Source organism: Clostridium sp. CS1-1 (genome assembly GCF_056135525.1).
Window position 1 is genome coordinate 1,667,930 of the sequence record NZ_CM148680.1, and the last position, 20,405, is coordinate 1,688,334.

Here is a 20,405-nt window from a genome sequence, read left to right on the forward strand (position 1 = left end):
AAAAGAAGAACTTGTCTCCTGATTAGTTATAAAATCTGTAGCAAAGATACATCTAACAAATTCTAGAGATGATATTCTATATAGTTTCGTGGTATTATATAACATAATGGGATATATTAGTATATATAATCTTTATTGAAACTTTCTTTAAAAATTTTCAATAAAAGAGTGAATGGGGATGTATATTTTATGAAAAAAAATTTAATTTTATTAACTTGAGAAGAGGGTTATTAATATTTTCTACTGCTGCAGTATTGGTGTCATTTGGATATTACAAAATCACTAATATTTCCAACAATATTGTAATGGCTAGTAGTAATGCCACAGTAAGCCAAGACACAAATGCAGATTCATTTGACGTTAATGTTGATTTGCACTACAAAATAACTCTTGATGACAAAGTAAAAGGAACTAATCCTAATATAATTAAAGCTACAAGACAAGCAATTTTTGATACGGATTATTTCTTTGCTAGACTACAGCATTATAATGGATATTCAGTAAATAACGATGTGCTCATTTTTAATGTAAAAGAAATCGCACAAAATTGCGCCTGGGAGGTTGATTTTAGAATAAAGAAATCAGGATCAGAATCATATGATACAGACTCCTATTGTCATGCTAATATAATAAAACAAAAAGATGGTAGTTATATAGGTAACATGTCTCATTCAAGTCCTTATATGCCAACAGGAGAAACATATTAGATGGAAACTCTAAGTACTCAATGAATTAAAGAGACTACGAAATATTCCTATTTAAAGTCATAACTAAAAAACGAATAATTTACTAGAACACCGTGTTATTCAAACATGAATTTTGCGGTGTTTTTTCGTCGCAATTCAAAAAAATTGTAAAGCATGAATAATTGATGAATGCTGAAATGAAATGTACTAGGCTGTGGACAAACTGTGAATTGTGTGGATAAAAATGGAAATTAGACATTTAGAAACTTATTTTAAATGAAACTAATGGGTTTAAGAAGAAATAAGAAAATGGGTTATGACAGCAGTAAATGGACCCTGAAAGATGTGTTTGGAAAGTTAAAGGAAGAGTTTTATGAACTTGAAGAAGCAATAGAAGAGGGAGATGCTATTCATATAGATGAAGAGGTTTTAGATGTATTTCAAGTATCTATAGGAACGATGTACAAGCTGTTTAAGAAGGGACTAAATATAGAGCAGCTATTCTATAGGCATAATAAAAAGCTAATAGACAGAGAGTGGGAGTATAAGGCAATCATAAAGATACATGTAAATGGAAAATAGCTAAATTTTAAGCATAGATATAGCAAATTTTAAAAATAAGCATGGTAGGAATAAAAGATATGTTTTGAAATTAAATAAGTTTAAAACAGCTATAAAGTAATTTTGCAAGAGCTGTGTACTAGAGTATTAAGATTATAAAACATTGGCCAAGTAACTAAAATCCTGGTTACTAGTCCAGAAAGGAAAATTGAATGACAAATAAAGAGAAGTTTATAGAATATGCAAAGAGAAGGCTAAAGGATAAAGAGTATAAAAGAAGAGCTCTGCAATGTGACTTGAGCTCAATAAAAATAATAGCAATAGAAAAGACTTCAAGAAGAAAAATAGGTCAAATTACAAGGTGGTAGTAAATGAAAAAAGCTGTATATGAAGGAGTTAAAGAACGGTCTGGAGGGTTATGTGAGGTTTGTGGTTCTAATCAATTAGTCGAAATTCATCATATAGTCCATGGAAAAGGTAAAAGGAATCAATTTGAAACTGTAGATAATTGCATAGACCTATGCTGGAATCATCATAAAGGGAATGCTGGAGTTCATGGAAAGAATGGCCACGAGTTAGACATAAAGCTTAAAAGGCAGTTACAAGATAAGTACTACACTATGGGATATACAGAAGACCAGGTAAGAGAAAAAATGGGAGGTAAGATATATTATAGATAGTAAATAATAATGTAATTATTATAAATAGTAGTGACATAACGAGTTAAATAAGATTTTGTTTCTTTAAAACTTTATAGAATTTGTAGGATATAAGTAGTGAAATAAAGTATGAAAAGTATGTTGCGACTATATTCCAATGATTGTAGTAAGCTACTCTGCCAATCAATACTGCATATCCTTCTATTAATGTTATTATTAAACTTGTTATAGGCAAGCCAATATAGGCACTAACATCATACTTTCTCATAAATTCAATACTAATACATGGGTAAATGCAAAACAACCCTATGTTGAATGGTATTCCTGAAAGATTAAGAAGTCTAAACGGATATAGGTTCCAAAAATAGTAGAATCCAAAATCATCAACTACAAATGATATAAGACTAGCAAAGGGAGCAAGGTAATATATAATCTTACGTTCACGGACAATAATTAAGGCAATTACCCAAGGGATAATAAAACCTAATATAATATTTAAAATCATAAAAGACACCTCTATAGTAGTATTTTAGATCAATAATTTATAGGATGTTAATTTTATAATTATTTATTCCTAAAGAATTATCTATAAGAATTAATTAGATTTTGACATTTTATTTAGTACATAATACAAATAAGAATCAAATGAAAGTAGGCTGTAAAAATGAGTAAACAATATATAAAACTAACACTAGTAGAAATGTATGCAATAAAACATGGACTACAAAAAGCATTACCAGATAAAAGACTACAACTAGAACTTGCAGTTATAAAAAAATGATACAGAGGATATAAAAAAATTCCAGAAAGATATAGTACAAGAAAGGGCTCTTATACAAAGGTTTGAGCGTGAGATAAGAGACTTTAGGGAGGAAAACAATATTAAGTAGGAGGTAAGGTAATGTTAACTATCATTGAAGTCATAAGATATAAGACATTTAAGGAGAGGCTTCAATTGGTTAAGAAATATACAGGAAAAGCTTATATTGAGGTGTGTGAGGGATATTTATATAGAGAGAGAATGGAGGAAGAGATATGTTTGGTACAATACTTACGGTAACACTTATAACTCTTATAATAACTCCAGCAATAACACTAGCTTTATGCAAGGTGGTAAAAGAGGAAGATGAAGTTTTAGAGTATCTAGAAAGAATAGGTATAAAGAGGGACAAGTATGATAGATAAAGAGGCATTTAGAAAAACAGAAGGTAGATTATATAGATACTATAGACAGTTAAAAGAGATAGACAAGTCAGAGTATAGATGTGAGGTATTAGAACAACGAAAGGAAAGAATAAGGCAAGATTTAAGAGAAACTAACATATCAATTGAGCCAGAAAGCAAGTCTATAGATTATAGTCAGTAGAGGATTCAAAATTCCTCCTCTGAAACCTCATATGCAGAAGCAGCAGTAAATAGAAAGAGAGAAGATGTAGGGAGCATACATAGATTTGTGTAAATCAAATCTATGTATGCTTTTTTTATGTATGTATAGCTGGTATTTATGGGAATAATAACCACAATGATTTATGAAGGGAGAAAAAGAAATGAAACAATTACAAATACCAGATATAGATTTAAATAAAGAACTAAATAAATGTAAGAGTATGGAGGATTTAGTTGGAAAGAATGGGCTAATGCAACGGTTATTTGGCAACATAATTCAGCAATTCTTAGAGGCTGAGATGGAAGAACATCTCGGTAGAGAGAAGTATGAGAGAGAGAACAATGATAATAAGAACTACAGAAATGGCTATAGTAAGAAGAATATTAGAACCAGCTTCGGAGAAGTTGATGTAAGTGTGCCAAGAGACCGAAAATCAGAATTTGAGCCTAGGATTGTGAAGAAATATGAAACAGTTTGTAATGAGCTTGATAAAAAGGTTATAGGTCTATATGCAAGAGGCATGTCTGTGGACGATATTAAATCAGAAATTGATGAACTTTATGGAGTTGATATATCTCCTACGATGATTTCAAAAATAACAGATAAGGTTATCGAAACGGCTATCGCCTGGCAAAATAGGTCGTTAGACCTTGTATACCCTATAGTTTATATGGATGCTATTCATTTTAAGGTTAAAGAAGAACATAGGATTGTAAGTAAGGCTGCATACATTTGTATGGCTTTAGATACTAAGGGTTATAAGGATATACTTGGTATTTGGATTGGAGAACAGGAAGGAGCTAAGTTCTGGTTATCAGTTTGTAACGACCTTAAAAATAGAGGGGTAAGGGATATACTAATTGCCTGTATGGATGGTCTTAAAGGTTTGCCTGATGCTATAAAAGCTGTGTTCCCTAATGTAAGTATACAAAACTGCATAATACACCAGATTAGAAATTCTATAAGATATGTAGCTTCAAAGGACAGTAAGGCTTTTATGAAGGATTTAAAATCTGTATATCAAGCAACAAGTGAGCAAATAGCTCTAAATTCCCTTCAAACTTTGGAAGACACTTGGGGAGAAAAGTATTCAATAGTTATACAGTCTTGGAAGAATAACTGGGAGAACTTATCTACATATTTTGCTTTTCCACCAGAGATTAGAAGAATAATATATACTACAAATGCTTTAGAGGGATTCAACAGGCAGCTAAGAAAATTTACTAAGATTAGAACATCATTCCCTACGGATGATTCATTGATGAAAGCTCTATATTTAGCTACAGAGCAGATTATGAGAAAATGGACTTCGCCGAGTCAGAACTGGTTCTTAACATTAGCTCAACTTAGTATAATGTTTGAAGATAGGCTTGAACAATATATCTAAAAAGCTACGCTTGTACTTTTTTGAATAAAAGAGAATAATAATGAAAAAATTACAAACAATACTAACAGATAAAAGCTATACTACGACATTATCTAGTATTACCACAAAAAGTAAAAATTACTACAGGAATTTTTTCCTATAGTAATTTCCAATTAAGTTAGACCTCATCTATATAATTTTACACAAACCTATGAACGTTCTCAAGATGTAGTACAGGCTGTTTCGAAAATGCTAAGCCTATAGGTTCTTAATATTATGAATTTAGGGGCTCGACTGAGTCCCTTTTTCCGTGGCATTTATGCCAAGCTTAATCCAAGCTCATTGGTGCATAAACATTGTATTTAAAAGCCGGGTACATGGCTTCATTCACCATTTTGCTTTCCTCCCTGTTGTTGCAGTATGCCTTTATGGAAAGCGTCTTTATCATCATTTTGTCATAGACAACGCTGGTTTTTGTGGCAATGTTTGCGCTTCTTAAAATATCTGCAAACTCTTTGCCGCTGTCCATATTGTCTGCTGTGATATCAAAGATGTAAAGCTTCTCCTTCTCAGACTTTTTAACGACAAGCCCCGGAATCAGAGTCCCTATAAATGTTGCGGTACATATCGCCATGATGCTGAGTATACCATCTGACTTTGCCATCCTCACAACAGCAAGCATGTATACAGTTGTAGACAACGCTGCTAGCAAGCTCGAAAAGAAGAATTTTTCACGGGTTAGATATATATTTTTCATTGTACCCAGAGTGTTGTCGAGCAGTTTAAGTAAAAATACTATTAAAATTTCCATTTTACCTCCTGATTTTGTTGCAATAAAAAAACAAAAACTCTTGTAATAAAAATCACAAGAGCCGAATAATATCTTAATTTATTGATAAAATTGTTTTGCACCATAGGGTGCGTCCTTATGCAATTATATTAGTATATCATAAAATATATAGATTGTCTACATATTAATAGTTGAGTTTTCATGTTTTATCCATTTGCAAGTAAAATACAAATATTATATAAAAAGGTAGAACAAAATCGGAGCAAAAGTATATTAAAAATGGTTTATAATAGTAATATAGAAAACTTGAATTAGAGACTGTGATATACGCTAGGGGCTACAAACTGGTGGCACAGTAAAGAGCACTTAGTTAAATCCAAGTGCTTATTTATTTACATAGAGTTAACAAATTACATAAATATGTAATAAAATTGACATAAATATGTAACAATTACTATTTATAATAATAAGTGTACTAAGGAATTAGGCCTTAGAGGAATTAAAAAGTATATAATAAGTCCCCTTTATTATATATAGCAGATAAGCACTGGTAGAAATACTGGTGCTTATTTATTTTGGAAAAGGAGAGAGAATATGCTAAACATCTATACAAGCTATAAATGTAAAACATGTAAACTAGATTTTATACTGTTATCTGAAGATGCAGATAAAATACTAAAGGATAGATATTTAGTATGTCCTTATTGTTGTAGTAAGAGAGTAGATAAAGAAAATGTTGCAGATAGCTTAAAAGACTACATGAGGGAAAGAAGTTATAAGAAAGTACATGGAGTTATAAAGCAAATAAAATAAATCTTTATTAATTTTATTTTATAAAAGAAAATTAATAAACACGATAAATCAAGATGTTTCACTAAATTTATTATTATTTAAAACCATACAAAGAATTTATAAGATAAAAAATTGATGTATTAAATATTACAATAATTTTGATTTACAATGCTAAAAGAGAAAATGTGAGGGATTGTATTTTCAAGGTGTATAGGGGGTTTATTAGATATAAATAAAATAACTAGTAAAGCTAAATCTACTAGTTGTTTTATAATTTTTATTAATATTATTCATTAATACACCTTTTTTTGAATAATTTCATACAATAGCATAACATAGAAGCGTGAGAAAATGAAACAATAGGATACGTATTCGAAGAAATAGCGTTGTAATTTGCTTTGTTAATTAAATATGTTGGAAAATGAGTGTATTTAGCTTAATTTAAGTGGTTTCATTTTGTTAATATTATTATTTTATAAAAGGAAGGTGAGCGTGTGAGTAAGAGATATAAATTTAATACTAGATGGAATAAAGATATATTAAGATGCGTATGGCTATATAGAAATGCATGTTGTGATAGATTTAAAACCTGTGAAGTATTAGAAATTACACTTGATCCTTATGGCGATTTAGAAGAATGTATGAGACAACGTAGATATAAAAGAGATAAGGGTGCAATTAGGCAGAGGTAAAAGAAAGATAATGAAAATACTTAAGCAAGCATATAAGGTAATTAAGACTATCCTGTGTGCTATTTTATTTTCAGAGATTATTATTTAGGCATTAATGAAATCAAGTCAAGATAAGAATAAAAAGTGTTACTTAAATTGAATTGTTATGCAATAAATTTTATTAACTTAATATTTAACAAGCCAGATTGTAAAAGGGGTTTAACCCAGATACAATCTGGCTATAGTCCATTATCTAACAGATGTACTAAATATCAATAGGAAAATGATAACCATAGCAAGAATAAAAAACACTCTTGCAGGTAATCTTATTTAGTTTTTCCTCCTGTATTTATATCGATATGTTAAATACTCGCATAGTTATTATAAAATGATTGTCCTAAAAAATGTATGATAAAATAATGTAAAATTAGGAGTAAAAAAGAAGTTACCTGAACCTTAGTTATTTTTATTTTATAAATAATTTTAAGTCAAGAAGGAAACCGTCTTTTAACACAGAAATTGTTATGTGGGAGGGGAGAAAATGGAAGAGAATAATATTGAAAATTTAACAGAAAGTTTTTCAAAAGAATTAGTAAAAGAATTAAATGACCCGATAATTGATATAGCAGAAACAGGATTAGACACTATATTTAATGAAGAAGTTATTAAAGAGATACCTTTTTTAAAGACAATTGTAGTAACGTGCAAAGTAGGATTAAATATTAGAGATAGATATTTTGCAAAAAAGCTTGTAAGTTTTATTAATAACTTTAGGAAACAAAGATTAGATGATGAAGAATATAATGAATTTAAGGCTAATATGAAGGATGAGAGTTTTAAAAATAAAGTAATTGAAACGATAATTGTTAAAATAGATGGCTTAGATGATATTAATAATACTATTAGGATATCCAAATTGTTTAATTCTTTTATAGATAAAAAAATAAGCTGGAAAGATTTTTTAGAGTTTTCTAGTTTGGTTAACTATTTAGTTAAAGAAGATTATGAAGCTCTAGCAATATTAAGAGAAGAATGTAATAATACTATATGTTTTAATACCCACGAAAGAAAAGATTTAACAGGTTCCGCCTACAAGTTATCACAATTTGGTTTAGTAACTTATCAGATCATCGTAAGTACTTTTGCGGGAGTGAGTCCAGCAACAACAACACATAAAATTAGTGAAAAAGGTGTGAAATTTTACAATAGTATAAAATAATATAGAGATAAAAAATTATAAAATTAGCATTTATACATAAGTATAGATGCTTTTTATTTTGTAACTAGCAATGAGGTGGTGATATGGACGATATAAGAGCTCCAGATGTAAAAGACTTAGCTGAAAAAGATTATATAGATAGAATGAAATACAAAGATATAGCAGCTAAATATGAGGTGTCTTTAAATACAGTTAAGTCATGGAAAACAAGATACAAGTGGAGTAGAAGAAGTGTGCACATAAAAGAAAAAGTATGCACACAAAAAAATAGTAGGCATATTAATAATATAAAGGAGCCTGAGCTTGAAGCAGTTACCGGATCAGAGAATTCGGAATTGACTGATAAGCAAAGGCTCTTTTGCATTTACTATATAAAATACTTTAATGCAACTAAAGCAGCGATAAAAGCAGGGTACTCAAAAGATATAGCATATTCACAAGGGCCTAGGCTGTTGGATAATGTTAAAGTGCAAAAATAAATACAAAGTCTGGAAGCTTCAAAGTTCAGATGATGCAACTAAGCAAGGTATAACTGTAATGGATAGTAAAGGGAATGCAGTAAATGTAGGTATTCAACTAGGGCAAGATAACAAAACAGTTTCAGTAATGGCTCCGCAAGGTGGATATACACCAGGAGAAAGTTACATATTAAATGTTGGAGCTAAGGCACACTCTAATAAAGGAAAGTCGTTAAAAAATCAATATTTGTTACACTTTAATGTTAAAGACCGTATGTCTACTGAACCAAAAATAAAAGAGATTACTTGTGCTGACAATGGAGATATTAGTATTAGGTTTGATAGGCCAATGGATACGGAAACAGCAGTTAATTTTAACTACTATAAAATTAATGATCACGACATCGACGGAGCTAAAATTGAGCTTAAGGAAGGTAATACTGTTGTAAAAATATCAAGATTACCTAAGGGGATACTAGATTATGGTACAAATGTATTATTAATTACTGATGATGTTAAGGATGCTTATGGAAACAAAGTGGATGATGATATAAGGCTAAGTTTTGATAAACAAAAAGATGAAATAAAACCAACTATATTGAGTGCTACAATAATAGATAGTACTACCCTCCGTGTTCAATTTAGTGAAGATGTTAAGTATGCTTACGCTACAAATGTAGATAATTATAAACTAAAAAATGCATACGATACAGATATGATGAGCAAAGCTGGAATATATATAAGAGCATCGTCTGAAGTTGATGAATATGATAAGGCTGATACTGATACGTATGATATTAAATTGGATAAAACATCATATGAACTTGACAGTTCAAAGTATACTTTGGCTGTTCAAGATATAATTGATCAAGCAAGTGACCCAAATAAAATGGATGATCAGATAATAACAATTGACGGAAATGACAATACTGCACCAGATATAAATAAGATGGAAGCGGTTGTAAAACCGGGTTCAAATACAGAGGTAGCTATATACTTTGGTTCAAAGATGGATTTATCTTCAATTTCGAATAAGAATAACTACTACTATGTTAATGGAGACGGAGATTCAGAAGAACTTCCAGATAATACTGATATAATAATAAGTGCTGATAGCAAAGCTGTAGTTATAGATTTTAGTGATACTAATAAGACAGTAAATCCAAATGCAACTTCAGGAGAAGCCATAGTAAAAAAAATCGGAGTTAAGACTGTTAAAGATGCTTCAGGTAATGAAGTATATCCAGGAGCATTAACAATAGCATCTTCCTCAACTACTGGCCCCAAATTAGAAGATAATACATTCAAGTTGTATATGGATGGAGATGACGTTAAGGCAGAGTTCAAATTAGATACTGCTTTAGATACAGTAAATGTAGATGACTTTAAAGTTTCTGGAGTAGCTGCAGATGACGCAGATATTGATGGAGATACAGTAACTCTTACATTTGCTGAAGGAGATTCAGCTGATAAGGTACTAGCTCTTGGAAGTGCAGCAGAACTTCAAATAAAGGCATCTTCAACAGATCCATCAGAAGATATAGCTGGACGTACAATAGAACCAGCTACACAAAAAGTTTATTTCAATTGCATTGCACCAGAAACTGATAGAGATAACTATAGCGCAAAAGTTTCTTTAAGTGGTACTACTGTAACATCTGCACATATATACATTACCCTTAAGACACCAGTTGACAGGGATATATTAGGAGCATACAAAGATGATTTTATATTTACAAATACGACTAAAGGAACAAAGCTTACTGTTTCTAATGCAGAACTAGATGGAAATACGTTAATATTTACAATAAAAGATGCTGCTATAAAGGTATCAAAAATGGATAAGATAGATATAACTGCTAATCCAAATGATAGTGATATCGATTTAAGGAGTGAAGAAGATGGAGATGGAACTCATTCTGTATTTATTCCAACATCTGATGACTTAAAAGTTAAAACAGTTAAAGTTATAGAACAACTATAAGTGACACAATTGCAATAAAATTAGGCGATATGGATATGGATGTTAATATAACTTAAAATATATAGTTACATATTACCTAAAGCTATAAGAGTTGTAAATGTTACCAGTAATAAAAAAATTAAAGTTAAGAGTTTGAACAAGTAAGTTCAAGCTCTTTTATTTTATAAAAAAGTAGGAGGTGCAACATGAATTAACTAGAAACACTACAGGACCATGAGAAAAGAATAAGAAGACTTGAAGAAAGTGATGCAGCTGGCTAGTATAGAAAAGTCTCAGATAGAAATAAAATTAATAATTAATGAAAATTCAAAGGAACAACAAAAAACACTTAATGATTTTATCGAGAAAATACTGACCGCATTTACCTCTAATATATCAGATGATAACAAAACTAAGAATAAGATTAAATTTTATAATACAAAGGAATTTTGGGCTATTGCTGCAGCTATAGTTACTGCGGTGGTAGCTCATTCTTCTAAGTAAAAATAAGGAGATGGTTTTATGAGTATTACAGAAACAAATTTAAACTCTAGAGGATTAGCTTATACTAATAAACCTAATAAAATAGTATTACACCATTCAGAAGCTTCTAAGTGTACTATACAAGACATTCATCAGTGGCATTTAGCTAATAGGTGGGCAGGATGTGGATATTATTTATGGGGTTATAAAGTAGCTTTTATAACTGGAGTTTTTGATAACGAAACTTTCCAAGCCGTAACTGAATTGCAGAAAAACTGGGAACTTGCTACTGATGGAATTATAGAACCTAAGACATAGAATATATTCTTAAATAATTAATTTGAGGGAGTTGTGAAAGGCTCTCTTTTCTAAAATGAATTTTAGGAGTGATTTGTATGGATATAAAGAAAAGATTACAAAATAAAGCTTTCTGGTTAGCCTTAGCGGCATTTATAGCACTTATGGAAAAGACATTTAATTTATTTACTGTACCAAATAGCTATGACCAATTAGTTAATATGTTATTAGGCTTATTGACTATGCTTGGTATAGTGATTGATTTTAGTACTCCAGGAATATCAGATAAGTGATTTTGACTTATAGGTACGTTATATTTAAAGGGCTTTTAAGTAGTTCTTTTTATTATTTTAAGACTTAATGTGGCCTTTGAGGAGAGGGTAATGCATCTCCTTTTTCTATAGATTTTGAAAAAATCAAGATTCAGGCGGTCAAATTATGTATTAAAAGGAAATAATAAATGTAGACAAGCTAAAACACTATAATAGGTATTTTTCTTTTTATGGAGAGAAGAATTGCCGGATAAGTTCCGCTAGCTCCTAGAAAATAAAATCTAGGGTAGAGATTTATATGAGAGTAGTAAAAATCAATGAAGTAAATGCAAAAGTATTCGAAAAAAAGGAGTTAGTTGAAAAACTAGGATTTACAGAAGATGAAGCTAAGATAGTTATGAAGTATCAAAAGACATTTCCGGAGTTGTTACAAGATGGAGTTGAGGGATTTGTCATTGATGGAGAAACCTTATGGCAGCAATTAGACAAACCACAAGGAGAGTTTGGCAAATGGCTTAATAGAAAGATATTTAGTAAGTTTGTTGAAAATACTGACTTTACCAGTAACGACAAGATTGTCGACATTGAGGATATAAATCTAAAGAGGAGCAAACTAGAAGTAAAATTAACTTTAGAGATGACAAAACATTTAGCTATGTCTACTGATATGGATAACAACTCCAGTGAGAAGGTAAGAGAAAAAGGAAAACTAGTAAGAAATTATTTTATTAAAATGGAAAAAGCTATCAGAGACTATGAGCAATGGACAATGATAAGAGAAACGCAAAATATAGGGTACATCCAATTGAGCAAAGTATTAGATGAAAATTATAAGCTAACTCATAAAGGTAAAGAAGCTCCTAATTACATATATTCCAATGAAGCAGATATGATAAATAGAGCATTGCTAGGAAATTCGGCTAAAAATATAAATAAATTTCTAGAAAATAAGGACAAGACTACCAGAGAGCACTTAAATATAGAAATAAATAAAACCATAAGTGAACTTCAAACTATGGACATGGCTCTAGTTATGGCAGGACTGGAATATGAGGCGAGAAAAAAGGCTATTAATAATATATACAGTACTAAGTACATACATATATCACTTATAGTTAAAGAATTAAGAAAAACAAGTTAAAGTTAATTTTAACTCAGGCTTATGCTTGGATATTATTTTTATGCAAAAAAGCTAGCAATTACGCCAGCTTTTTAAGGAAAGAGATTCTCCAATTAAGGAGAGCTATGCGAGTTTGTAAAGGAAGTATTTCACAAGATACATAATAGATTATAACCACATAAGAAAAATATAGTCATATAGTATACTAACCTTAAAAATGCATAAACTATACATCCCTTACTTTTAGCAGAATTTTGCTATAGCAAAAAGCCTGTATCTAATTGATGCAGGCTTTTCTATGTTACAAAATATGAATATTGTTTTATATTTATAGTCAATTCTTTTATTACTCAACATGTTTAAAGTTTTTATCTTTTTTATCCTTCATTGGTGATATACTTATTTGAGTTATATCTTTAAGTTCTGAATTATAATTATATCTATAATTGTAAATAACTTTTGGTTCATCATTAAAAATTACATTTATAGAGTATGGTCCTCCGAATGAACCCACGCTATCTGTATGATATTCAACATTTACCTTAAACTCGTCTTCTTTATAGCCTTTCGTTTTCAAATATGATACTACCTTTTGTTTGACAGATTCTACAGGTTCTACTTTATTTTCTTTTGGTGATACTCTACTACAACCAATTATTAAAATACTAATTATAAAGATACTAACAATTAGTGCAGTTCTTCTTTTTGAAACTCCCATGGAAAACCTCCATTTTTAAATCTTTATATTATATAATATCCTACCATTCCAACATATCTTATAAATAAATTGCACTATTAAAAACTCTCTTTCTTATTTTCTTCTGATATATGCTTTATAAAGGATTCAGCAAGTACTGATATATACATAAAAAAATAGTGAGACAACTTAAAAGGCGTTAGCTTTAATTATAAGTCTAGCTGATAGAACTTATAGCAATATAAAATATTAACAATACTTTAGGGTGTTGAATTGCTAAAATATTTGTATTATAATTTACAATGTTGTTTAAATTTGTAACATGGGGATGGGATAATGGAAGATCAATTAGAAATACTTAGAGAAGAACTAAATCTGTTAACAGAAGGTGATGTATGTCTGTGTTCAGATGAAATAGTAAAACTCAGCCAACAGTTGGACAGGCTTATTTATAAATGCTATCAAGACTTAGTAAAAGAGAATAGAGTAGGTTAACGTTTGTCTATCTGCTTTAATGAGCATAATAAAAATTTTATTATAGAATTAAGCCTGTGTTTTATAGGATACAGGCTTAAGTTGTTTTCTAAAACCAGAAAAGTACACCTTGACTAAAATCTATATAAATATATAAGTTTACAAGATGCTATCTAGGAATTCTTTCTTCTTATAAATCTGTTTTTTGATATTCCTCTTCGTCTATTAAATTATTCTCTTTGAGTTTATTTAGCAGATCAATTATGTTAATACATAGTTCCTTTAAGTTTTCTTCAATATCTTTATTGTAATCATTCATACTAGTGGTCTCCAGTATCATAAGTTTATATTAGTTATTTTAATATTCTATAAATGTTAAAAGATCCCTTCTACACTTTGATATTTTTAACAACTATCTTCCTTATTGTCATTAACGATATACTTTATAAAGAATCCAGCTAATACAGTCATGTATATAAACAGCATTATAATTGCACTTCCAAATCCATAGCACATTACTTTTATTATATCTAATTCCATATATTTATCACCTTTCTTATAAAATAGTAATCCTAATTGAGATTCTTTCAAGAAGCATTCCTGAGTGATTATTTTGGGGATAGCCTAGCATCTGTATTCTGGACAAGTCAGACAGTTGTTATACATTATTTACTAAATTTAAAAGGGAATAATAACGATACCTAGAATACATAGATATAAACAAAAGGGGAGGCATAATTGTGGATATAGAACTTAAGAAAGCAACAATTTTTCAGTTAATAGAACTTGGTTATGGAGAACTAATAGGTAATAAGACAAAGCTTAGTAGGGAGAAAATTAATAATAAAATTGAAGAGCTGGAACCATTGGAATTAGATAAGGATATATATGAAGCTGTTGAGACTAGAGAACTTCTCATAGGTATAATAATTGCACTAATTATAGCCAAAGATGGAGAAGAATTTCTCGAACTTATGAATAATCCTCATAAGATGAAAAAACAAGGAGCTTTAGAGCTATTTGTACTATTGACGCTATTTTATAATATAGATGAACCAGAATTTGATGATGAATATTGTAGGCTTAAACTTTTAGGGGATATCGATTTTCTTATTAAACAATATGAAAAAATTAATTTGACCTACATAAACTAAAAAAGGGGTGATGTATATGGGGTGAAAAATGGACTTAAAGAAGAGGTATAATATACGCATTACTTTATAATGTTCTGGAGGATTGCTTGATGGGACAATTAATTGATTTAACAGGTAAAATATTCGGGAGACTAACAGTTATAGAGAGATATAGTCCTTATAGTGAAAAGAGTAGTATTAAGTGGAAATGTTCTTGTGAATGCGGCAATGAAGTTATTGTATACGGTTCCAGTCTGAAAAAAGGTGCTACAAAATCATGCGGATGTTTAAATAAGGATATAGTTAAAGATAGAATGACTAAACACCATTTGTTTGGGACAACAATATATAAAATATGGGCAGATATGCTGCAAAGGTGCAATAATCCTAAAAATCCATACTATAGTAATTATGGCGAGAGAGGAATAAAAGTTTGTGGTGAATGGATAATACCTGAAAACTTTGTTCAATGGTCCTATAATAATGGTTACAATGAAGAGTTGACTATAGACAGAATTGATGTAAATTCTAACTATGAACCTAAAAATTGCAGGTGAGTTACAATTAAAAAGCAACAAAATAATAGAAGAAATAATAGTTTTTTTACCATTGAAAATAAAACCAAAACTTTAGCTGAGTGGTGTAATGAATATGGTATGAACTACTATTCAGTATACTATAGAGTTAATAATGGATGGGATATCAAGCAAGCATTAACAACGCCAATTAATCAAGGAAATAATGGATTTAAAATAAATATTTGAGGTGGGGTATGGCAGTAAAAAATAACTTAAGAACCATACGAATGAAAGAATATATATAATGAGCGCTGTGGAGTTATCTAAAATGCTAGAGGTAAAAAAGTCGACATATTCTCAATGGGAAAATGAACTCAATAATCCTACTCTTGAAAAAGCATTTGAGATAGCTAGAAAACTAAATAAAAATATTAATGAGATATGGTATGAAGAATAACCATATCTTTTTTTATAAATAAAGTTCAAAAATTATAAAAAAAGTTCAATTAAATATGAAAGAACTGCATGATGAACAATGAAGTTTTTTACGTTTAAAGACTAAAGCGAACTTTATCATAAGCAAAATATATTACTTTAGTAATATAGCTTTTAGTATCCAAAGTAACTATAAAAGGCCTAGGCTATGAAGTATACTTAACGAGTAACAAATAAGAAATTGATATATGCACTAGATATTAAAAGGAGCGTGATTAAATGTATCAGAATGAAGAAATAAGTCAACATATTAGAAAAACGCAAAAGAAATTATTATCAAGTATTGTTTTAAGCTTAGTTGTTCCCTTGGTAGTAGTAGTGCTGTTACGTGACAATTTTGAAGGTGATGCTACTATTCTTGCTATTGCCGGAGCTATTCCGGTAGTGAGAACTATAGTTTTATGGGCATGGCGTCGACGAGTTGATTGGATAGGCTTAATAGGTGCAATTGGATTTGCTGTCTCATTTGCAATTACAGCAATCCTTGGTCGAAACGCATTGCCTCTTAAATTATATCGACCAATAGGCACTGGAGTGATTGGATTGACATTCCTAATCTCTGCAATTATAGGAAAACCGTTTCTATTATTTTTACTTAGTAAAATCAAGAACATTGAAACAGAGCGTTTTAGTAGCCTTGAAAAACGGAAAAAAGTTACTATAATGACTGCAGTGATTGGGCTAGTACTCATCGGCGATGCTGTGGCTCACATAATAATGGCACTTATAGTACCGACCACTGCAACTTACCTAGTCATGTCTCGAGTTATCACGATAGTCATGATTGTTATATTAATAGGAATAAGATTTATTGCTCAACGAGATAAATAGGAACTAAACGCATTCTTAAGATATAAATAGAAAATTGATAAATTTGATGAATAATTTAATATTTTTGAAAAATGTCATGTTATTTATAGATTGATATTGACATAGCGTCAACCGTTATAATTCTTATCAGAGAGGATGGACTGAAGAAAATGAAAAGAATTTCAATGAGGGATATAATATCTCTCGTTCGAAACTTAAAAAATTAGTTAAGCAAGAAGCAGACCCCGCAAGTATAGGAGCTCAAGAATTAGGAAATTTATTATATGATATAAACAATAATTGTATTCAAGGCTACTCTGATATACATGAAGGAATGAAAAAATCGCGAGAAAATTATAATGCTAGTTCTGATGAAAGAAAACCTTTAATCTATAAAATACCAGATGCAGAAGTAGGGTTTATCAAAAAAGTAACGATAATTTTTTTGCAAAAATAAGACATTAGGAAAATGAAATAAGTTATTTTAACATCCTCTTCAGTAAATTGAAGAGGATGTATTATTTGTAAATGTAAGTTTTGAGCTTATGATTCAAACTGATTAATAAATAGCGCAAGTTCAGTTCTACTAGTTAACTCTAACTTCTCAAATATTCTAGTTACATAATTTTTTACTGTACCTTCTGTTAAAAAAAGTATTTTGCAAATATCCTTGTTACTTTTACCTTTAGCAACGAGCTTTGCAACATCAAGCTCTCTTGGTGTAAGTATATCTAATTTATGCTTATGTTCATTAAGTTTGTTGGAATTTTGATTTCCACTTTCCATTGAATTATAAGCTTTAACTATTTTTACTGCAACCTCTGGATCAAGCAGCATATTACCATTATAGGCTGTTTTTATGGCTTTAATTATATCCTCCGACCCAGCATCTTTTAGTATGTATCCATCAGCTCCATTTTTAATTCCCTTAAAAATATATTCATCTTCATTAAAAGTAGTTAATATGATTACCTTTATGTTTTTATATTTTTCTTTAACAATCTTAGTTGTCTCAACACCGTCCATTAGGGGCATTCTAACATCCATGAGAATTACATCAGGAAGTATTTTTTCAAGAAGTTCTAGTAATTGTTTTCCATTCTCCACTTCTTCTATAACATTTATCTCTTCATCCAAACTCAAAATCATTTTTATTCCTTCTCGCACAATTTGTTGATCATCAGCTAATATAACATTTATCATATTTTGGTTTCCTCCATTTACATCGGAATGAATATCTTTATACCAAAGCCTAAATTATTATGACTAAAATAATCTATTGAGCCTTTTAGCAAAGTTATTCTATTTTCAATTCCACTTAACCCAGTAGATTTCACAATTTTAGCGCAACCTATACCGTTATCTGTTATAGCAAGATTTACACCATCGTTATTGGTTGAAATTTTAATATTAATTTCTGTTGCATTTCCATGCTTTATGCTATTAGTTATAGACTCCTGGACAGTTTTATATATAGAAGTTTTAACAGTTAAATTTAAGTTATCAATGCTTTTATCTCTATTAAAAGCTATTTTAATGTTACTAAATAAATGAAAGTTATCAATAAGTTCCTCAATCGAATCATTAAGATTTTTTATTTCACGTTCCTCCTTAAGAAGGTTAACTGCCCTTCTTAGGTCATTAATACTTGTTTTTGCAATATTCCCAGATTTTATTAAAACCTCTTTTGCTTTTTCTGGTTTTGTATCACATATCTTCTTAGCAAATTCTAAATGCATAGCTAAAGCCATCAAGGAATGGCCTAATGAATCATGAAGCTCCTGTGCTATCCTTGTTCTTTCTTTAGAAACAGTCAACTCTTCTACTTGAAGTGCATATTCTTGAAGTTTTATATTTGCTAACTTTAATTTTTCATTTAACTGTTTTATTTCTTCTTTTTCTATTTGAATCATTTTCATAGAGTATGCTATGCTAGCTATAGCAAAATAACCTAATAAGTTAACACCTAAGCTTGAAAGCTTACTCATAGTATTTGGAATTCCGGTGTTTAAAATAGATACTATAAAAAATATAAATGAATATAGTGATAAAAGAATTATTAATATATTTCTTTTTAACTGGAAAATTTCAGTTAAGAAAAAAAATATATATATATTAGATCCTATTCCCTTTACAAAATATTTTAGTAGTGCTGCTCCTAAAATACTAAGAAATAATGATGAATACTTATATAGATTATCTCTTTTTAACCTTGTAATTCTTATATAGTCATTAATCATTATTGTGGAACTAAAGATAAGCAATAGCATCATTAATAAGATAAAACTATTATATTGAGAATAGATATTTATAAATATTGATACTAACACTATATATTTTAAACGTACTAAATACTTTCTAAATCCGAACATCTGGTTGACCTCACTTTGTCATAGGTATTCTTTTCTATATTATAGCATTGTGCATTTATAGAGAATATATGACTTAGGTCATATGATATCCTATAGCTATTGTTTAAAGTTAAGAATGTAATGGGGCTCTAAGAGTTTAGAGAAATCTAAGCTCTTTTTATTTAACAGGAAATATTATATCTAATTTATGTAGATGTGCACATAAATTAAATGGTGTAAATATAGATACAGAGATAGATATATTCAATTTATTAAAGCTCTAATTAGGATATTTAATATAATAATCAGTTATTATTAAGAATATTAAACTTAAAATTAAAAATGTTAATTTTAATATTGATTAAATTAATAAATGGTATTATAATTAAAGTATAGCAAAGGAGAGAATAATTATGGGTTACAGAGTGATAAGCAATTGTCCTATATGTAGTGCAAAACTAAAGGTTACTAAGCTTAAATGCAATAAATGTGGAACTATCATAGAAAATGACTTTGAGTTTTCTAAGTTCGAATATTTATCAGAAGAACAGCTTAACTTCATGGAAGTTTTCTTAAAGTGTAGAGGTAATATCAAAGATGTAGAAAGAGAACTCGGTATTTCATATCCTACTGTAAGAGCTAAATTAGATGAAGTTGTTTCTGCTCTCGGTTATACTGTAGTAAAAAAATCTACAGTAGGAAGTAAGGAAATAATTGACATGCTTGAAAAAGGCGAAATATCAGCTGAGCAAGCTGTAAATATGATTAAAGATAACTAAAATTTTAAGGGGTGGATTATAAAATGAAGGAAGAAGTTAAAAGAATCCTAAAAATGGTTGAAGAGGGAAAAATTGATTCTGATAAGGCCGCTGAGCTTATTGAAGCCATTAATAAACCTGTAAATATGCAGCAACTATCTGTATCAGAAAATATAAATAGGATGTTAATAGTTAAAGTGTTATCAGCTACAAATGACACTGTAAATGTAAAAGTACCTGTTAAATTTTTAAAGGCTATAGGAAATGCAGTTAACAATATAAAAATACCAGGTATATCGGAACAGGAAGGAATAGATATAAAGATGATTATGGAAGCTATTGATTCTGGATTAGAAGGTAAAATAGTGGATGTAAAAAGTGGTAATGGAGATATAGTAGAAGTTTCCATAGAATAAGTTTTATTAAACGGGTAGCTGAGAGTGGA

Annotated in this window: 31 protein-coding genes; 24 read left to right on the forward strand and 7 right to left on the reverse strand. The window is 29.7% G+C overall.

All coding sequences use genetic code 11. From position 1 onward, the window contains the following. Positions 1 to 215 precede the first annotated feature (215 nt). From AC0N0V_RS07560 to AC0N0V_RS07575, 4 genes are all read left to right on the forward strand, one after another. Complete coding sequence (locus AC0N0V_RS07560; RefSeq protein WP_474463211.1) at positions 216 to 707, forward strand: hypothetical protein; 492 nt, start codon at positions 216 to 218, stop codon at positions 705 to 707. 255 nt (positions 708 to 962) lie between these two features. Beyond that, entirely contained in the window at positions 963 to 1,268 is a 306-nt protein-coding gene (locus tag AC0N0V_RS07565; RefSeq protein ID WP_474463213.1) for a MazG nucleotide pyrophosphohydrolase domain-containing protein, read from the forward strand. Between the two features lie 191 nt (positions 1,269 to 1,459). Next, positions 1,460 to 1,615 (forward strand): hypothetical protein, encoded by a 156-nt coding sequence (locus tag AC0N0V_RS07570; protein ID WP_474463215.1) that lies wholly within the window; start codon positions 1,460 to 1,462, stop codon positions 1,613 to 1,615. Between the two features lie 3 nt (positions 1,616 to 1,618). Then, positions 1,619 to 1,927 carry a hypothetical protein gene (locus AC0N0V_RS07575; protein ID WP_474463217.1) on the forward strand — a complete coding sequence of 103 codons (309 nt, stop codon included), beginning with the start codon at positions 1,619 to 1,621 and terminating at the stop codon, positions 1,925 to 1,927. A gap of 43 nt (positions 1,928 to 1,970) precedes the next feature. Here AC0N0V_RS07575 and AC0N0V_RS07580 read toward each other — a convergent pair whose 3' ends face one another. After that, entirely contained in the window at positions 1,971 to 2,411 is a 441-nt protein-coding gene (locus AC0N0V_RS07580) for a hypothetical protein (RefSeq protein ID WP_474463219.1), read from the reverse strand. A gap of 396 nt (positions 2,412 to 2,807) precedes the next feature. Between AC0N0V_RS07580 and AC0N0V_RS07585 the strand changes: the two genes are divergently transcribed. From AC0N0V_RS07585 to AC0N0V_RS07600, 4 genes are all read left to right on the forward strand, one after another. After that, positions 2,808 to 2,966 carry a hypothetical protein gene (locus tag AC0N0V_RS07585; RefSeq protein WP_474463221.1) on the forward strand — a complete coding sequence of 53 codons (159 nt, stop codon included), beginning with the start codon at positions 2,808 to 2,810 and terminating at the stop codon, positions 2,964 to 2,966. Continuing rightward, the gene (locus AC0N0V_RS07590; RefSeq protein ID WP_474463223.1) at positions 2,942 to 3,091 is read left to right on the forward strand and encodes a hypothetical protein; all 150 of its coding nucleotides are present in this window, start codon (positions 2,942 to 2,944) and stop codon (positions 3,089 to 3,091) included. The genes AC0N0V_RS07585 and AC0N0V_RS07590 overlap by 25 nt, the downstream gene beginning before the upstream one ends. Further along, on the forward strand, positions 3,081 to 3,272 hold the full coding sequence (locus AC0N0V_RS07595; RefSeq protein WP_474463225.1) for a hypothetical protein: 192 nt from the start codon (positions 3,081 to 3,083) through the stop codon (positions 3,270 to 3,272). The genes AC0N0V_RS07590 and AC0N0V_RS07595 overlap by 11 nt, the downstream gene beginning before the upstream one ends. Before the next feature lie 181 nt (positions 3,273 to 3,453). Further along, on the forward strand, positions 3,454 to 4,680 hold the full coding sequence (locus tag AC0N0V_RS07600) for an IS256 family transposase (protein WP_474464472.1): 1,227 nt from the start codon (positions 3,454 to 3,456) through the stop codon (positions 4,678 to 4,680). A gap of 307 nt (positions 4,681 to 4,987) precedes the next feature. On the opposite strand, the gene AC0N0V_RS07605 is transcribed toward AC0N0V_RS07600, so the two are convergent. Further along, the gene (locus AC0N0V_RS07605; protein WP_474463228.1) at positions 4,988 to 5,470 is read right to left on the reverse strand and encodes a hypothetical protein; all 483 of its coding nucleotides are present in this window, start codon (positions 5,468 to 5,470) and stop codon (positions 4,988 to 4,990) included. A gap of 573 nt (positions 5,471 to 6,043) precedes the next feature. On the opposite strand from AC0N0V_RS07605, the gene AC0N0V_RS07610 reads away from it, so the two are divergent. The 9 genes from AC0N0V_RS07610 to AC0N0V_RS07650 all read left to right on the forward strand — a co-directional run bounded on the left by AC0N0V_RS07610 (position 6,044) and on the right by AC0N0V_RS07650 (position 12,745). After that, positions 6,044 to 6,262, forward strand: coding sequence for a hypothetical protein (locus tag AC0N0V_RS07610; RefSeq protein WP_474463230.1), 219 nt, complete (start codon positions 6,044 to 6,046; stop codon positions 6,260 to 6,262). A gap of 473 nt (positions 6,263 to 6,735) precedes the next feature. Next, positions 6,736 to 6,933 (forward strand): hypothetical protein, encoded by a 198-nt coding sequence (locus AC0N0V_RS07615; RefSeq protein ID WP_474463233.1) that lies wholly within the window; start codon positions 6,736 to 6,738, stop codon positions 6,931 to 6,933. 520 nt (positions 6,934 to 7,453) lie between these two features. Beyond that, entirely contained in the window at positions 7,454 to 8,131 is a 678-nt protein-coding gene (locus tag AC0N0V_RS07620) for a hypothetical protein (protein WP_474463236.1), read from the forward strand. 83 nt (positions 8,132 to 8,214) lie between these two features. Further along, on the forward strand, positions 8,215 to 8,610 hold the full coding sequence (locus AC0N0V_RS07625; RefSeq protein WP_474463238.1) for a terminase small subunit: 396 nt from the start codon (positions 8,215 to 8,217) through the stop codon (positions 8,608 to 8,610). Next, a complete protein-coding gene (locus tag AC0N0V_RS07630) occupies positions 8,591 to 10,573 on the forward strand; it encodes a hypothetical protein (RefSeq protein ID WP_474463240.1) in 1,983 nt (660 codons plus the stop codon). The genes AC0N0V_RS07625 and AC0N0V_RS07630 overlap by 20 nt, the downstream gene beginning before the upstream one ends. 234 nt (positions 10,574 to 10,807) lie before the next feature. Continuing rightward, positions 10,808 to 11,056, forward strand: coding sequence for a hypothetical protein (locus AC0N0V_RS07635; RefSeq protein WP_474463242.1), 249 nt, complete (start codon positions 10,808 to 10,810; stop codon positions 11,054 to 11,056). A gap of 18 nt (positions 11,057 to 11,074) precedes the next feature. Next, on the forward strand, positions 11,075 to 11,353 hold the full coding sequence (locus AC0N0V_RS07640) for a peptidoglycan-binding domain-containing protein (protein WP_474463244.1): 279 nt from the start codon (positions 11,075 to 11,077) through the stop codon (positions 11,351 to 11,353). A 77-nt stretch (positions 11,354 to 11,430) separates the two neighbouring features. Further along, positions 11,431 to 11,625 carry a phage holin gene (locus tag AC0N0V_RS07645; RefSeq protein WP_474463246.1) on the forward strand — a complete coding sequence of 65 codons (195 nt, stop codon included), beginning with the start codon at positions 11,431 to 11,433 and terminating at the stop codon, positions 11,623 to 11,625. Positions 11,626 to 11,902: 277 nt separating this feature from the next. Next, positions 11,903 to 12,745, forward strand: coding sequence for an antA/AntB antirepressor family protein (locus AC0N0V_RS07650; RefSeq protein ID WP_474463249.1), 843 nt, complete (start codon positions 11,903 to 11,905; stop codon positions 12,743 to 12,745). A 325-nt stretch (positions 12,746 to 13,070) separates the two neighbouring features. Here the strand turns inward: AC0N0V_RS07650 and AC0N0V_RS07655 are convergent, their stop codons facing one another. Continuing rightward, complete coding sequence (locus AC0N0V_RS07655; protein WP_474463251.1) at positions 13,071 to 13,442, reverse strand: DUF3139 domain-containing protein; 372 nt, start codon at positions 13,440 to 13,442, stop codon at positions 13,071 to 13,073. 315 nt (positions 13,443 to 13,757) lie between these two features. Between AC0N0V_RS07655 and AC0N0V_RS07660 the strand changes: the two genes are divergently transcribed. Continuing rightward, entirely contained in the window at positions 13,758 to 13,916 is a 159-nt protein-coding gene (locus AC0N0V_RS07660; RefSeq protein ID WP_474463253.1) for a Spo0E family sporulation regulatory protein-aspartic acid phosphatase, read from the forward strand. A gap of 169 nt (positions 13,917 to 14,085) precedes the next feature. Here the strand turns inward: AC0N0V_RS07660 and AC0N0V_RS07665 are convergent, their stop codons facing one another. After that, a complete protein-coding gene (locus tag AC0N0V_RS07665) occupies positions 14,086 to 14,214 on the reverse strand; it encodes a hypothetical protein (RefSeq protein ID WP_474463255.1) in 129 nt (42 codons plus the stop codon). 86 nt (positions 14,215 to 14,300) lie between these two features. Continuing rightward, positions 14,301 to 14,435: a hypothetical protein gene (locus AC0N0V_RS07670; protein ID WP_474463257.1), complete on the reverse strand. Its 135-nt coding sequence runs from the start codon at positions 14,433 to 14,435 to the stop codon at positions 14,301 to 14,303. A gap of 200 nt (positions 14,436 to 14,635) precedes the next feature. On the opposite strand from AC0N0V_RS07670, the gene AC0N0V_RS07675 reads away from it, so the two are divergent. From AC0N0V_RS07675 to AC0N0V_RS07690, 4 genes are all read left to right on the forward strand, one after another. Further along, entirely contained in the window at positions 14,636 to 15,049 is a 414-nt protein-coding gene (locus AC0N0V_RS07675) for a hypothetical protein (protein WP_474463259.1), read from the forward strand. Positions 15,050 to 15,138: 89 nt separating this feature from the next. Continuing rightward, the gene (locus tag AC0N0V_RS07680; protein WP_474463261.1) at positions 15,139 to 15,585 is read left to right on the forward strand and encodes a hypothetical protein; all 447 of its coding nucleotides are present in this window, start codon (positions 15,139 to 15,141) and stop codon (positions 15,583 to 15,585) included. Between the two features lie 289 nt (positions 15,586 to 15,874). Continuing rightward, on the forward strand, positions 15,875 to 16,003 hold the full coding sequence (locus tag AC0N0V_RS07685) for a helix-turn-helix transcriptional regulator (protein ID WP_474463262.1): 129 nt from the start codon (positions 15,875 to 15,877) through the stop codon (positions 16,001 to 16,003). Positions 16,004 to 16,260: 257 nt separating this feature from the next. After that, positions 16,261 to 16,872, forward strand: a complete 612-nt coding sequence (locus AC0N0V_RS07690; protein ID WP_474463264.1) for a VC0807 family protein — start codon at positions 16,261 to 16,263, stop codon at positions 16,870 to 16,872. Between the two features lie 522 nt (positions 16,873 to 17,394). On the opposite strand, the gene AC0N0V_RS07695 is transcribed toward AC0N0V_RS07690, so the two are convergent. Together AC0N0V_RS07695 and AC0N0V_RS07700 are read right to left on the reverse strand one after the other, a co-directional pair. Then, on the reverse strand, positions 17,395 to 18,054 hold the full coding sequence (locus AC0N0V_RS07695; RefSeq protein ID WP_474463266.1) for a response regulator: 660 nt from the start codon (positions 18,052 to 18,054) through the stop codon (positions 17,395 to 17,397). Positions 18,055 to 18,071: 17 nt separating this feature from the next. Further along, positions 18,072 to 19,091 (reverse strand): sensor histidine kinase, encoded by a 1,020-nt coding sequence (locus AC0N0V_RS07700; RefSeq protein ID WP_474463268.1) that lies wholly within the window; start codon positions 19,089 to 19,091, stop codon positions 18,072 to 18,074. A 524-nt stretch (positions 19,092 to 19,615) separates the two neighbouring features. Between AC0N0V_RS07700 and AC0N0V_RS07705 the strand changes: the two genes are divergently transcribed. Beyond that, positions 19,616 to 19,981, forward strand: a complete 366-nt coding sequence (locus tag AC0N0V_RS07705; protein WP_474463269.1) for a DUF2089 family protein — start codon at positions 19,616 to 19,618, stop codon at positions 19,979 to 19,981. A 23-nt stretch (positions 19,982 to 20,004) separates the two neighbouring features. After that, positions 20,005 to 20,376 carry an SHOCT-like domain-containing protein gene (locus AC0N0V_RS07710; RefSeq protein WP_474463271.1) on the forward strand — a complete coding sequence of 124 codons (372 nt, stop codon included), beginning with the start codon at positions 20,005 to 20,007 and terminating at the stop codon, positions 20,374 to 20,376. The last annotated feature ends 29 nt before the right edge of the window (positions 20,377 to 20,405 follow it).